We start from the raw sequence: 11,924 nt of genomic DNA, 5'->3' as shown, positions 1-11,924 counted from the left end.
GTCGGCAGTGGCGGCCGGCCCGCCTTGTCCTCATACACCGCACCGAACCGCTGTTCCAGGACCGACCAGTCGATCGTCCGCGAAAGCTTCACCAGTGCATGATCCATGTCGAGGATCGCGTCCAGCCGGGAGCGCAGAAGATCGGCCTGTCCGCTGTCGCGTCGTTCCTTTGGCTTCATCGTCCCCTCCGGTCAGACCGAGGGAATCACGACGCGCGATTCGGCGGTATCCTCAAATGCAGATTTGCAAGCTTTTGCGGCGTCAAACCCCGAAAGCTTGCAATCTCAAACCCCCTCACGACCGAAAAATCGACTCCACATCAATGGCTTGGGCGATTCTTCACGGACGACTAGTTAAGCAGGCGATTGAGCCGGATTTGGAAGCTGTCTTTCTTCCAGACTCCTACGGGTACAGGCCGGGAAAATCGGCCTTGGACGCTGTTGGCGTCACACGTCAGAGGTGCTGGAAGTATGACTGGGTTCTGGAATTCGACATCAAAGGGTTGTTTGACAATCTTCCGCATGATCTCTTGCTGAAAGCGGTCAGAAAGCACGTCAAATGCAAATGGGCTCCGTTATACATCGAAAGATGGCTGACAGCGCCGATGGAGAAGAATGGCGAAATTCTGGAGCGAACACGCGGCACCCCGCAAGGCGGTGTCGTCAGCCCCTGCCTCGCTAATCTCTTCATGCATTACGCATTTGATCTGTGGATGACGCGGACATATCCTGACCTTCCATGGTGTCGGTATGCCGACGATGGACTTGTCCACTGCAGGAGTGAGCAGCAGGCCGAAGCCGTTAAGGCGGAGCATGGTGCTCGACTGGCGGAATGTGGACTTCAGATGCACCCGACCAAAACCAAAATCGTCTACTGCAAAGACAATCGACGCAAAGGGAACTATCCGAATGTCGTGTTCGACTTCCTTGGGTATCAGTTCCGCCCTCGGCAAGTAGGAAACAAGCAGGATGGCTCTTTCTTTTGTGGCTACACGCCGGCGGTCAGCCCAACGGCGATGAAGTCGATGCGAGAGACGCTTCGGGGCTTGAATATACCACGGCGAACGCCGGCAGCGCTGGCTGACATTGCCCGAGAGGTTAATCCACTCCTTCGCGGGTGGATTGCCTACTACGGACGATTCAGCCGCTCGACCCTGAACATGGTAGCTATTTATGTTAACCGGAAGCTCAGGGATTGGGTCATGCGCAAGTTCAAGCGCGTTCAATGCAAGACGGGGGCCAGTCTCTTTCTGCGAGAGCTGGCGCAAAACAATCCCGGATTGTTTGAACATTGGAAGGTATTCGGAACGACTACGTTTGCCTGATGGGAGCGGTGTGAATCGAGAGGTTCACGCACCGTTCTGCGAGAGGCTGGAGGTGAAACCCCTCCGGCCTACTCACCCTGTAGGGGGCACGGTCGAGAAAACCGATGATCGTAGCGTGTGCGGCGGGCTGCCGCGATCAATCGAGGGCGCACCAATCGCGTCGCGGCTCGTTCCAGCGCCAGGCGAGACCTTCCTCGACGAGCTTCTCGCCAAGCGAACGATCGGCGCGCGTGACCGTGCGCAGCTTGCGCCCGTACCGGTCAGTGTCGCGCCAGCCCGAGACCAATGTGAAGCCGCCGGCGTTCAGCAGGGCCAGCAACCGATCGCGGGCGATTTCGCCGATCTGCTTCTCGCTTCGGCATCGCGGCGAGAAGATTTCCGGGGCGTCGATATCGACGATCCTGATCTTGTCGCCCCTGAACCAGAATGTGTCACCGTCGACGACGCAGTTCACGCGGATCGGCCCGTCGCAGAGCGTGAAACGGACGCTCAGCACATCGCCCTGCGGTGGCGGCGAAACGGCGAGCGTCGTCGTCTCGTTCTGATGCCACACGCCTGGCGTATGCGGGAACCAGATGCCGATGGTGATCGCAAGGATCACCACCATGGTCATGACCGCCGCCTCTGCCAGAACGCGCGGCGCCGTCATGTTTTTTCTTCAGGTTGGAATCGGTTCTTTCTGACGCAGGCCTTCATATCGTCGCGCCGGAACCAGATGGCGCGGCCGCACCGGAGCGGTGCGTTGCCGGCGGTGAACACGATCTGTTCGTCGGCGCGCATGCGCAGCACCTCATGCGGCTGGATCAGCGGCCGCGCGGCCAGTTGCTTCGATCGCGTCCGCGACGAACCGGACGCCTGCGACGAGCGGCTGACCTGGTCGATCTCGACCGTGGTCATGCCGCAGCGTTTTGAGATGTAGTCGGCGGTTTCCGGATCGTTCACCGCCGCGAACGAAATCCAGCTCGCGCTCTCGAACCATTTGCTTGCCGCGTCGCGGCCGCCATAGGTTTCGCGCATCTGACCGATCGACTGGAACAACAGGAGGAGCGTGATGCCGTATTTGCGGCCGGCGTCGCGGGCGGTCTCCAGGATCCGCATGAAGCCGAGGCGCGCCACTTCGTCGAGCAGGAACAAGGCCCGTCCCGTCACCTCGCCATTGCGGTTGTAGATAGCGTTCATGAAGGCGCCGATGATGATGCGGGCGAGCCCGGCATGGGTATCCAGCGTCTTCAGGTCGAGATTGATGAACACGTCGGTCTCGCCGCCCGCGAGATCGTCGCTGACGAAGGTCGAGCCGGACACCAGCGCGGCATAGTTCGGATAGGAAAGCCAGTGGGTTTCCTTGACGGCGTTGGCATAAACGCCGCTGAACGTCTCCGGCGTCATGTTGACGAAGACGGCGACGTTCTCCTTCACGAAGGCCGATTCCGAATTGTCGTAGATCGCCTGTAGCCGTGCCCGCAGCTTGGGCTCCGGTTCGGACAGATTGGCGCGGACCTGGCGAAGCGTCTGGTTCTTTTCTTCCGTATGACCTGACAGGCAGACGTCGGCGATCAGCGCGGTGAGAAGCTGCAGCGCCGAGGCGCGGAAGAAGTCGTCGCGGACCCCGCGGGCGCCGCCGCTGTCGCTCATGATCCAAGAGGCGACGGCGGCAATATCCTCCTCCTTCGTACCGCCGAAGCGGCCGATCCAGTCGAGCGCGTTGAAGCCGTTTCCTGGCTCTCGTGGATCGAGCACATGCACGGTCCGCCCCGCCGCGCGCCGATGCTCGATCACCATCGGCGCAACCTCGTTCGACGGGTCGAGCACCACGAGCGCGCCGCCCCATTTGAGCGCGGTCGGGATCGTCACCGACGTCGTCTTGAAGCCGCCCGATCCGGCGAAAACGATTCCGTGCGATGAGCCGAAGGTGGCGTCGAAGCAGAGTAGCGGCGCGCGGCCGCCGACGCCCCAGCTCTGCCGTTCCATGGCCCGGAACGGCTCAGCCGCCGCGCTGTCTTTGTCGACGCGATAGCGCTCGCCGACGACGATGCCGCCGGCGTCGGGAAAGAGCCGTGAGGCCTCCTGCATGGTCATCCAGTCCGCATCGCCGTGCAGCGCGCGGCGACCGCGAACGCGCTTCGGCATCGGCGCGGCGAAGGCGGCGTTGCCCTTCACCGCAACGCGCAGCGCGAAGATGCCGGCCATCAGCGCGATACCCGCTCCGACCATGATAGCTGGGTCGATCTGCGCCGGCGGCGATCGGCCATGTACGGCGTTCGCCAGTATTGCGGAGAGGCGGATTGCTTCGCGCGCGACAGCGAGGGCAATCGCCGCCGCGCATCCCGCGACGACGCTCCACGCCGCCGCGCGGATACTCGCGGAGCCGGCGGTGGCGAACAGGAAGATGACGCCGATCCCTGCTGCCGCGATATAGGGCATCGCCAGCCCGACGCGGGCGAACAGGAGACGCTGCGCCTCCGTCTTGCCGAGGCCGGCAAGCCCATGCCCGATTCCGGTCAACCCGAAGATCGCGCCGAGCATCAGAGCCATCGGCACGATCAGCAGAAGGAGCCTATTCGCCGTCACGGCCGAACGCCTCCGCACCAATGGCAGCAAGCCGTGCTCGCTCGGCTTCGTCAGTTCTCAGCCGGCGATCGAGTTCGATCAGCGCGCCGAGCAGCACCGCGCGCTTCTCGTAGCGCAGCCCCGCCTTTGCGATCAGGCCACCGAGTTCGATCTTCTCGCGCGTGTCCTTCTTCCGGGCTTGGGAGGATGATGCCTGGCGCATGCGCTCATACCTCGCCAGCGCCATTCGCATGCGCGCCAGACGCGACCTTCGCGGCAGGAGCGCTCGTATCGCCTCCGGCCTCGGCTCCCTTCCTTCCGGTCGCCTTCCCTGCCTTCCCGCGAAACCGGCCGGCGAGATCCTCGAACGCGGCCAGAAGCTCGCCTTCCTCGATCTCGATCTCACCGAGTCCGGCCCTGAGCGCGATGCGCCCGATCCGCTCGGCCTCGCGTGTCTCTGCGGCCTTCAACTGTTCCTGGAGGCGAGTGATTTCTTCGCGGATCTTCGACGACGGTTTCTTCATTTCCGGTTGAGCCTCCGTGCTGGGCAGTGTTGCTGGACTGCGCGGAGGATTTCGGAAGTCGCTGGCCCGAGCGACTAATAAAAAAGCTAGTCGGCAAAGCCGACGCCGCTTGAGATCATCCCGGCCGCTCGATGAGAGCGGTCCAAGGGCGCAGTAATACGTCGCATCCGCGACGCCCTGCTTTCCCGCCTGCCGGGGTTTGCCACCCTGGCGTGGCTCTGCCGCCGCCCCCGACGAGCCTGTTCCGCCCTCGTCCGGGAGATCGCCCCGCCTTGGCCATCACGCATTTCACGCCCCAGCTCATCTCGCGCGGTTCCGGTCGCAGCGCCGTGCTGTCGGCGGCGTACCGGCATTGCGCGCGCATGGAGCATCAGGCGGAGGGGCGGACCGTCGACTATTCCGCCAAGCGGGGCCTGCGGCATGAGGAATTCCTGCTGCCGCCGGATGCCCCGCAATGGGCGCGTGAGCTGATCGCCGACCGTTCGGTCGCCGGCGCCGCCGAGGCGTTCTGGAACGCAATCGAGGCTTTCGAGAAGCGGTCGGATGCGCAGCTCGCCAAGGAGTTCATCATCGCCCTGCCGGTCGAACTCACCATCGACCGGAACATCGCCCTGGTGCGGGAGTTCGTCGCAACCCAGGTGCTCGCGCGCGGACAGGTCGCCGACTGGGTTTTCCATGACGAGCCCGGCAATCCGCACATCCATCTGATGACAACCCTGCGGCCGCTCGGTGAGAATGGATTTGGGCCGAAGAAGGTGCCGGTCATCGGTGATGAAGGCGTTCCGACCGATGTGGCGAAAGCGACCAGCCAGAGCCTAGCGCGAGCCTGGTCGGTGGCCTTCCACGATCACCCGGCAAAGCCGGACGGCATCATCTACCCGTCCCGCCTTAACGGGCACACGAATCTAGCCGTTTTCGACCATGCGGTCGTCAAGCTGAAAGTGGTTCGGGTAACGAAGCTCATCGGGGCGCCAAGTCTAGCAGCGGTGCTGAATGAGTTGCGGGTCAGCATCGTCGAACCGGATCCGTGACTGCGACGCGCTGACGTTGATCGTGGGGAAGACAGTTGGAGTGTAGCGAGCGAGCGGTCTTCCCACACCAATCGGCCCACGGGGCAAACTGAATTCAAAAGAGACATCAGCACCCAATGGGGGCTGGGCCGATGCCGGAGGGGGTGATGTATCTCAAGTCGTTGGAGCTGAGCAATTTCCGCTCATTCGAGCAAACGGAAATTCCGCTGTGCAAGGATCTGACGATCCTTGTCGGCGAGAACAACGGTGGCAAGAGTAACGCGATAGACGCCATAAGGCTGCTGACCACTCCCCTCGGCGGCCGGCGTGAGCTCTATTGCGAGACAACCGATATCAGGTTTGGCGGTGCGAGCCGCAAATTCGAACTGGTCGGCCGCTTCGAAGAGCTGAACCCTGCTCAGCAGGGACGCATGATCTCGGCGGCGACGGATCACGCGATCACGGGCTGCGTCTTCGGTCTGCGTTATGACGAGAGCACCGGACGCTTCCCTGTCCGGCCGGTCTTATGGGGCGGTCACCAGCAGGGCACACCGGAGGCAGGCTGCCATGAGATGGTGCGGCACGTCTATTTGCCGCCGCTGCGTGACGCGAAACGGGCGCTTGCGTCGGGTAACCCGACGCGCATCTACGCACTATTAAAACACTTCCTGGATGGAGGTGATCCGGAGGCTCTTGCGAAGGCGTTGCGGCGCGGCGCCGACGCAGAAATCCTCGGGAAAGTAGGTGGCGCAGTAGAGGTAGGCCTGAGCGCGCTCACTTCGGGAGTGCGGCGGCAATCGGCGGCACTAGGCTTCGCCAACGATGAAAAGCTGATCGATATCGCACGTGATTTGCGGTTCAAGCTCGCCGACCACGGGATAGAGCCCGAGGATCTGCGCTACTCAGGCCATGGATATGCCAACCTGCTGTATATGGCGACGATTGCGGTCGAACTGGAGAAGGTGAATGACGCCGATCTGACCTTGTTCTTGGTCGAAGAGCCAGAGGCCCATCTTCATCCTCAGCTTCAAGCCGCAGTGCTTAGCTTCCTAGACGAGCAGGCCGAGAAATCGCGGAAGCCGAATCCTGGCTATCAAGGACCGGCGGGCGAGCTACAGATCATCGTTGCAACCCATTCTCCGAATCTGTCTGCCTGGGTGGAAAGTAAGAAACTGGTGTTTTTTCGCTCCTTCGTGCCGAAGCCACCGAGAGACGCGTCGGCTATCGTCGATACGGCCGCCGATAAGGAGGCGCCTGCTTCGGAGTCGCGCCCGCGACGGGTGACGCGCTGCATCCCATTGGCGAGGTTGGCGCTCGACCCGGTCGAGCGACGCAAGATCGATCGCTATCTCGATGTCACGAAGTCTGCTTTCCTGTTCGGCGGACGTGTGCTCCTCGCCGAAGGCATCGCCGAGGCGCTGCTGCTGCCAATCATCGCCAAGAAGATCATACTGAAGGACGACACCGAGAAGCTGCGGCTATTCCGTTCCGCGGTCTTCGTGCCGATCGACGGTGTGGATTTCGAGCCTTATGCGAAGCTTCTGCTGACCCCGTTTGACGAGGTTCGCATTGCTGATCGGGTGGTGGTGCTCACCGACGGGGATGGCGGCGATCTGGAGAAAGGCGAGGAACTTCCGGGCCTGCTTCGGAAGAAGAACTTGGATACTGTCGCTGCCGCGCTCGGGGCCGGCGCGCTGATTGAGGTGGTCATCAACGACTACTCGCTGGAAACCGAGCTGGTGCGTGCTGGCAACAGCGCTCTCCTGAAAACCGTCTATCTCAAGCTGCATCCTCGATCTGGCGACAAGTGGGATGCCGCAGCCGCCTTGAGCGGCGATGCGCAGGCGCTTGCGATCCAGAAGCTGTTCGAGACGACCCGCAAAGGCGATTTCGCGCAACTCCTGGCCGAGGAGATCAACGACGGTAAAATCCTCGTCGTGCCTGCCTATCTCAAGCGAGCAATCGACATGTTGGTCGCATGAACGCCAAGCCTTTCACCCCAACGGACGAGCAGGTGCGGATTATCGGTCATGATGGCCCCGCCTTCGTTGCCGCCTGTCCCGGCTCGGGCAAAACTCGCGTGCTGGTGGAGAGGGCGCGGCAATTGTTGGCCGCTCGTTTGTCAGGACGGGGTATCGCGTTCCTGTCGTTTACGATCGCAGCTGTGTCGGAGCTCGAGGATCGATTGCGCCGCGAAAGGTTGCTCCGAACACCGGCTTTTCCGCATTTCATTGGCACATTCGACGCCTTCCTCTGGCAAGTCTTGATTGCACCGTTCGGCGTACCAGGTTGCACGACGCGGCCTCGGCTGATTCCGGACAAGGATCAGCGACACATCCAACCCTATGCGGCCGCTCAAGCTCTGCCGCTGGAATGCTTCGATCGATCAACGGGCAACGCGATACCGGAGATGCTCGCGCGACACGGGTTCAAAGGCAAGATCAAGGCGCACGAGACGGCTGCTCGTAATACACGCACTCGCTTCCTTGAGCGGGGCGAGCTGGATTTCGCTGACGCGCGTGAGATCGCATTGGCACGACTGCGCGACCCCGCTTCGTCATCTGTTCTGGCCGGTGCCTTGGGCTCGCGTTTTCAAGAGCTGGTCGTCGATGAAGCCCAGGACTGCAATCCAGTCGATCTGGAAATCATCAACTGGTTTCGGGGCGCTCGCATTCCGGTGAAGGTCATTTGCGATCCCCATCAGTCGATCTACGGCTTTCGCGGCGGTGTAACGAGTGAACTCCAGGCCTTCGCGCAGACTTTCGCGGACGATGAGCGACTGCCGATGACCGGCAATTTCCGGTCGAGCCGCCACATCACCAAGGCTATCGTAGCCTTGCGAGCGCCAGGCGCGCAGTCGGTGACCGACGAAGCGCTCGGCGAACATCGAGACGAGCCCACGCCGGTCCACGTCCTATCCTATCCGGGCAACAGCGTGCCGGCCGCCGTCGGAGCGAAATTCCGGGAATTAACCGAGGCGCTTCAGCTCGACGCCGGTGACTGCCCGGTGGTGGCGGCGACGCGGCGGAGTGGGGCGAACGCCCTTGGTCATCCGGCGGACAATGGCGTGAAGGACCTGAGCTACCGATTGGCTGTCGCGATCAGCGACTACCATTTCTCGTTCGAGCTCGGTGGCCGAAAAGAAGCGCTCGAAGACGTGCACAAGATCATGCTGGAGCTTGAGGGCCACACCGGCCACAAGACCTATCATCAGCATGTTGCCGACGCGGGGCTCGAACCGGACTCCTGGCGTCCGCGAGCGCTTGAACTGGTCCAGGCCCTTCGCTTCGATTCAGCGCGCTTTGCGACGGCGGACGCGTGGCAAGATCACGCGCGCGGTCTTCTCGCACCGCTGCTGTCGGCGGGCGGGCAATCGATCAACCAGCGGCTTCGCCGCAACGCGGATCTGGCGAAAGCGCTCTCCAGCGCGCCACCCAGCGGACATAGCGCCCGGACGATTCACAGCGTCAAAGGAATGGAGTTTCCGGCGGTGTGCGTGGTGATGTCGCCGCGGACGGCGAAGGGGATTCTCGACTTCTTGAGCGCCAGCGGCTCCACGAGCGACAACGAAGAGGCGCGGAAGATTTACGTTGGTGCCTCGCGCGCACAGCGGTTACTGGCGTTCGCGGTTCCGAAGTCGCAGGCCTCGCGTCTAATGGGCTTGTTGCAGGCGACAGGCAGCACTATCTCGTTGACGATCTTATAGGTCGCTAAATCGAGCGGCTGCCCCCGATAGTTGCCGCCTCTAACGGAGAAGGGAGGCGACTTAACTCCGCATCGAGGTCGACCAACTAGCTCGCTTTCCGTTCAATCTCGGCCGAGGATTCAAGCAACGGTACTTCGAGGCTCGGGATCTCCGGCATGGCCCTGCCGGCGATCGTCTGCAAGTCGCGACCATGCCGACCGTCGACTCCACGACGGCCAGGATCTGCGTCTCCCGCTTGGCCCACTGACGGCCCATGAACTTGCGCTCCTTGTCGAGGTCCTCACGCATGTCGTTGAACTTCTCCACCACCGCTTCGATGCGCTGGCGGAACTTCGTGCCGGTCAGGTAGTGATGAACCTGCTCCATCTTGGTCTGCTGACCCTGCTGAACGAGGCGCGAGCTGCTCACATCGATCAGACCTTGGCGAAGCGCCACGGCGACCGGCAATGCGCAACGCGGATGGCCACCCAAGTTAGCGGCGCGTGATAGGGACAGCGCTTCATTGGTCCGTCGAAGCGTCGAGTCACGTCGCCACTAACTTCACCAGCAGCGCGAGCGCGGTAGGGACAGCGTCGATCTGCATTCCGACGCCGAGTCGCGCTCGTGCTGCTTCCGCTTCGCGACAGGTTTTCTGGTTGATCCCGTGGCGTCTGGCGAGGGGCCTCAGGCGCTCTTATCTGGCGCCGAGGGTTGGATAACGGCCCGTGTTTTGAAATGCCACCCCGATGAAGTCGCCCTGTCGCCATATGAGACGACAAGGGTGGGTGGTGCGAAACTCATCGAAGGAAAGCGAAAACTCGGTCGGCAGAATTGTCAGTCCATTGAGCTGAATGCCAGCGCCTCTATTAGAGAGATCGCGTACCAGGCAAGGCTCGGAGGTGACGTGTCCCGGAATTGAGAGCAAGACATCTCGCCACACCGACTGCCTTTCAATCGACCGCCGGGAACAACTCTTTCCTTCCCATTGACGGACCTTTTCTTGCAACTTCTTTAGCTCTCGGTACTGGCGCTCCAGACTCATGCTCTCCTCCGCTTTCTTGTAGGCGCTTCCTACAGGTTTCCGGAATGCAACACCGCCGCGATAGTTATATTTAGAGCCATCTTCAGGTTGAGGGAATTCCGGACAACTACCGTTCGTGGCCGATCCCAATTTAGGCGAGGTCCTATTAGAACAGCACCGAGTCATCCAGGCCCGCCGGAACCGGCGCTCTTCGGCGCTCGGCCGAGCAGACTGCTGAGTACGTCGAGAAGACGGCGGAGCGGCAACCCTCCTGGGGGGCTTTAGGTCGATCGGCCAACAAAAGATCGAGTCGTTGAAAATCGACTCGTGATACACTACCTTGCATTGGGATCGGAACAAGAACTCATGTCAGATGGATCGCTCGGCTAACCGAGTGCATCGAGGAAGTTCTTGTTGGCCGTGATGATCGTGCCGTCCGGCTTGAACTCGATCACGACCTGCGAACGGCCGATCGCGTCGACTTGGGCCTGAGCATCGCAATTAGTTTTTCGACCGAACATCGGCATTCCTCCATACAAAAAGTCGGCTTGTAGGAAACGCATCGTCAAACACTCGTGCCTCCTACGGCTGCGACAATCCAAACATTCTCGAGAGACCCTGATTGACGTGTCCCCTGCGCGGCTTCAGGAGATTGGCCCCTTTTTCTGCTCGACAAGACGCGAGAGCGCCCACCCTTTTTAGGCGTCAGCCTCAAAAAGATGGTTAACGAAGAACTGAGAACAGATAAAAAATCAACGCCTTGCGCAACCAATAATAGTAAACCATCAAAAGTCATGCTTTTAGGCGTGCTATCAGCTGTAGCCACCGCAGCGCCCTGCAATGGCCCGTCGTACCAAGAAGGTCAACGCCATCACCACGCCGATCGCGCAGCTTCCCTCCGTCCTTCTTGTTGCGCGCAATAATCCATAGGCAGGCGGGAATTTGCAGCTCGCTTCACGTGCACAACTCAGAATTGTTCCTCTCGGGAGCCCAATCCTCTTGGTCATTTGCGCTACTGTCCCGCAGATTGATCAGAGCGACATATGCGCCATTGACGATTATGGGGCCAAGATAGATTCCGCGGGTGGCAACCTGGCCTTCCACGTCACCAAGGAGCTCGAGCGGCGTGGCCGCCGCGTCATCGCGATCGTGATGTTCGACTCCGGTCGGGTGCTCGAGACGTTCCGTTTCCCCGACGAACAGGTCGCCCGTCTGGCGGACGAGTTCCTCGAAGCCGACGGCGTGAAGGAGTACGTACACAGCGCGGTGCTTCGTGACAAGGCAACGCGCACCATTCACAAGTATCTCGAGACCTTGTCACAGACAAAGGACGATGGCGTAATAGACGCCGAGATCCATCTAGCTAGTCTCTTAAGTGCGTTTTATGGAAGAGTCTGTCATAGCATGCGATCCTCTTGACGATGCGCCGTCCGAGTACCGCGAGGTGGTGCGCTCAACACTTGCCGCTGCCTTTGGCTCATCGGACGCGGACTTGATCGCGCCTGTTGGCGGCGGCGCGTCTGGAGCCTTCCCTAGGAGCCCGTCCAGATAGCTTTCTGGTTGGCGCATTTCGACACGAAATCCCGCTCATGGGGGCCTTGCGAGGTTAGCGAGCTTCACGAGGTTGTGGGCGGTGCAGATTATCGCCCATTCGGCACGCACGTTTGCCAGGCCCCGCAACAGGAACTGGCGGAAGCCGCGCGCCTGCTTGATCTGTCCGAACACCGCCTCCACGATCTGCTTTCTTAGCCGGTAGGGGGTGTCGAAGCCGCCATCGGCAATCTTTTTTCTCATCGCCTGTGTCAGCGGTCCG

At 61.2% G+C, this 11,924-nt stretch carries 12 protein-coding genes and 1 pseudogene; 5 read left to right on the top strand and 8 right to left on the bottom strand.

The features are described from left to right. Positions 1 to 179 (bottom strand): annotated as a pseudogene (locus K288_RS55210) (IS5/IS1182 family transposase); the annotation flags it as partial. A gap of 56 nt (positions 180 to 235) precedes the next feature. Between K288_RS55210 and K288_RS48320 the strand changes: the two are divergent. After that, entirely contained in the window at positions 236 to 1,324 is a 1,089-nt protein-coding gene (locus K288_RS48320; protein ID WP_084800084.1) for a group II intron reverse transcriptase/maturase, read from the top strand. A gap of 136 nt (positions 1,325 to 1,460) precedes the next feature. Here the strand turns inward: K288_RS48320 and K288_RS48315 are convergent, their stop codons facing one another. The 4 genes from K288_RS48315 to traC are packed head-to-tail and all read right to left on the bottom strand — an operon-like array spanning position 1,461 to position 4,395. After that, positions 1,461 to 1,973 carry a thermonuclease family protein gene (locus tag K288_RS48315; RefSeq protein ID WP_027584514.1) on the bottom strand — a complete coding sequence of 171 codons (513 nt, stop codon included), beginning with the start codon at positions 1,971 to 1,973 and terminating at the stop codon, positions 1,461 to 1,463. Continuing rightward, a complete protein-coding gene (traG, locus tag K288_RS0140355; RefSeq protein WP_027584513.1) occupies positions 1,970 to 3,892 on the bottom strand; it encodes a Ti-type conjugative transfer system protein TraG in 1,923 nt (640 codons plus the stop codon). The genes K288_RS48315 and traG overlap by 4 nt, the downstream gene beginning before the upstream one ends. Beyond that, the gene (locus K288_RS0140350; protein ID WP_027584512.1) at positions 3,879 to 4,094 is read right to left on the bottom strand and encodes a type IV conjugative transfer system coupling protein TraD; all 216 of its coding nucleotides are present in this window, start codon (positions 4,092 to 4,094) and stop codon (positions 3,879 to 3,881) included. The genes traG and K288_RS0140350 overlap by 14 nt, the downstream gene beginning before the upstream one ends. A gap of 4 nt (positions 4,095 to 4,098) precedes the next feature. Further along, entirely contained in the window at positions 4,099 to 4,395 is a 297-nt protein-coding gene (gene traC / locus K288_RS0140345; protein WP_027584511.1) for a conjugal transfer protein TraC, read from the bottom strand. A gap of 272 nt (positions 4,396 to 4,667) precedes the next feature. Between traC and K288_RS0140340 the strand changes: the two genes are divergently transcribed. From K288_RS0140340 to K288_RS0140330, 3 genes are all read left to right on the top strand, one after another. Next, the gene (locus tag K288_RS0140340; protein ID WP_027584510.1) at positions 4,668 to 5,426 is read left to right on the top strand and encodes a MobA/MobL family protein; all 759 of its coding nucleotides are present in this window, start codon (positions 4,668 to 4,670) and stop codon (positions 5,424 to 5,426) included. Between the two features lie 146 nt (positions 5,427 to 5,572). After that, positions 5,573 to 7,387 carry an AAA family ATPase gene (locus K288_RS0140335; protein ID WP_027584509.1) on the top strand — a complete coding sequence of 605 codons (1,815 nt, stop codon included), beginning with the start codon at positions 5,573 to 5,575 and terminating at the stop codon, positions 7,385 to 7,387. Then, positions 7,384 to 9,111, top strand: coding sequence for an ATP-dependent helicase (locus K288_RS0140330; protein ID WP_027584508.1), 1,728 nt, complete (start codon positions 7,384 to 7,386; stop codon positions 9,109 to 9,111). Before K288_RS0140335 ends, K288_RS0140330 begins: the two co-directional genes overlap by 4 nt. Positions 9,112 to 9,171: 60 nt before the next feature. Here the strand turns inward: K288_RS0140330 and K288_RS0140325 are convergent, their stop codons facing one another. Further along, a complete protein-coding gene (locus tag K288_RS0140325; protein ID WP_343209585.1) occupies positions 9,172 to 9,558 on the bottom strand; it encodes a DUF2130 domain-containing protein in 387 nt (128 codons plus the stop codon). A gap of 939 nt (positions 9,559 to 10,497) precedes the next feature. Further along, on the bottom strand, positions 10,498 to 10,632 hold the full coding sequence (locus tag K288_RS55590; RefSeq protein ID WP_256378889.1) for a hypothetical protein: 135 nt from the start codon (positions 10,630 to 10,632) through the stop codon (positions 10,498 to 10,500). Between the two features lie 478 nt (positions 10,633 to 11,110). Here K288_RS55590 and K288_RS0140315 point away from each other — a divergent pair, with 478 nt between their 5' ends. After that, entirely contained in the window at positions 11,111 to 11,530 is a 420-nt protein-coding gene (locus K288_RS0140315) for a hypothetical protein (protein WP_027584506.1), read from the top strand. Between the two features lie 168 nt (positions 11,531 to 11,698). Here the strand turns inward: K288_RS0140315 and K288_RS48310 are convergent. Then, a partial coding sequence (locus tag K288_RS48310; RefSeq protein ID WP_043162064.1) for a transposase occupies positions 11,699 to 11,924 on the bottom strand: 226 nt, incomplete at its 5' end.

The organism is Bradyrhizobium sp. Ai1a-2 (assembly GCF_000426245.1).
GTDB lineage: Bacteria > Pseudomonadota > Alphaproteobacteria > Rhizobiales > Xanthobacteraceae > Bradyrhizobium.
Note: the sequence above shows the minus strand (reverse complement) of the source record. Positions and strands in the feature narration are given on the sequence as shown.

What these genes read in the sequence shown, in the direction of transcription:
- K288_RS48320 (WP_084800084.1), top strand. Translation starts at nt 236, where the DNA reads ATGCAGATTTGCAAGCTTTTGCGGCGTCAAACCCCGAAAGCTTGCAAT.
- K288_RS48315 (WP_027584514.1), bottom strand. Translation starts at nt 1,973, where the DNA reads ATGACGGCGCCGCGCGTTCTGGCAGAGGCGGCGGTCATGACCATGGTG.
- K288_RS0140350 (WP_027584512.1), bottom strand. Translation starts at nt 4,094, where the DNA reads ATGCGCCAGGCATCATCCTCCCAAGCCCGGAAGAAGGACACGCGCGAG.
- traC (WP_027584511.1), bottom strand. Translation starts at nt 4,395, where the DNA reads ATGAAGAAACCGTCGTCGAAGATCCGCGAAGAAATCACTCGCCTCCAG.
- K288_RS0140335 (WP_027584509.1), top strand. Translation starts at nt 5,573, where the DNA reads ATGTATCTCAAGTCGTTGGAGCTGAGCAATTTCCGCTCATTCGAGCAA.
- K288_RS0140330 (WP_027584508.1), top strand. Translation starts at nt 7,384, where the DNA reads ATGAACGCCAAGCCTTTCACCCCAACGGACGAGCAGGTGCGGATTATC.
- K288_RS55590 (WP_256378889.1), bottom strand. Translation starts at nt 10,632, where the DNA reads ATGTTCGGTCGAAAAACTAATTGCGATGCTCAGGCCCAAGTCGACGCG.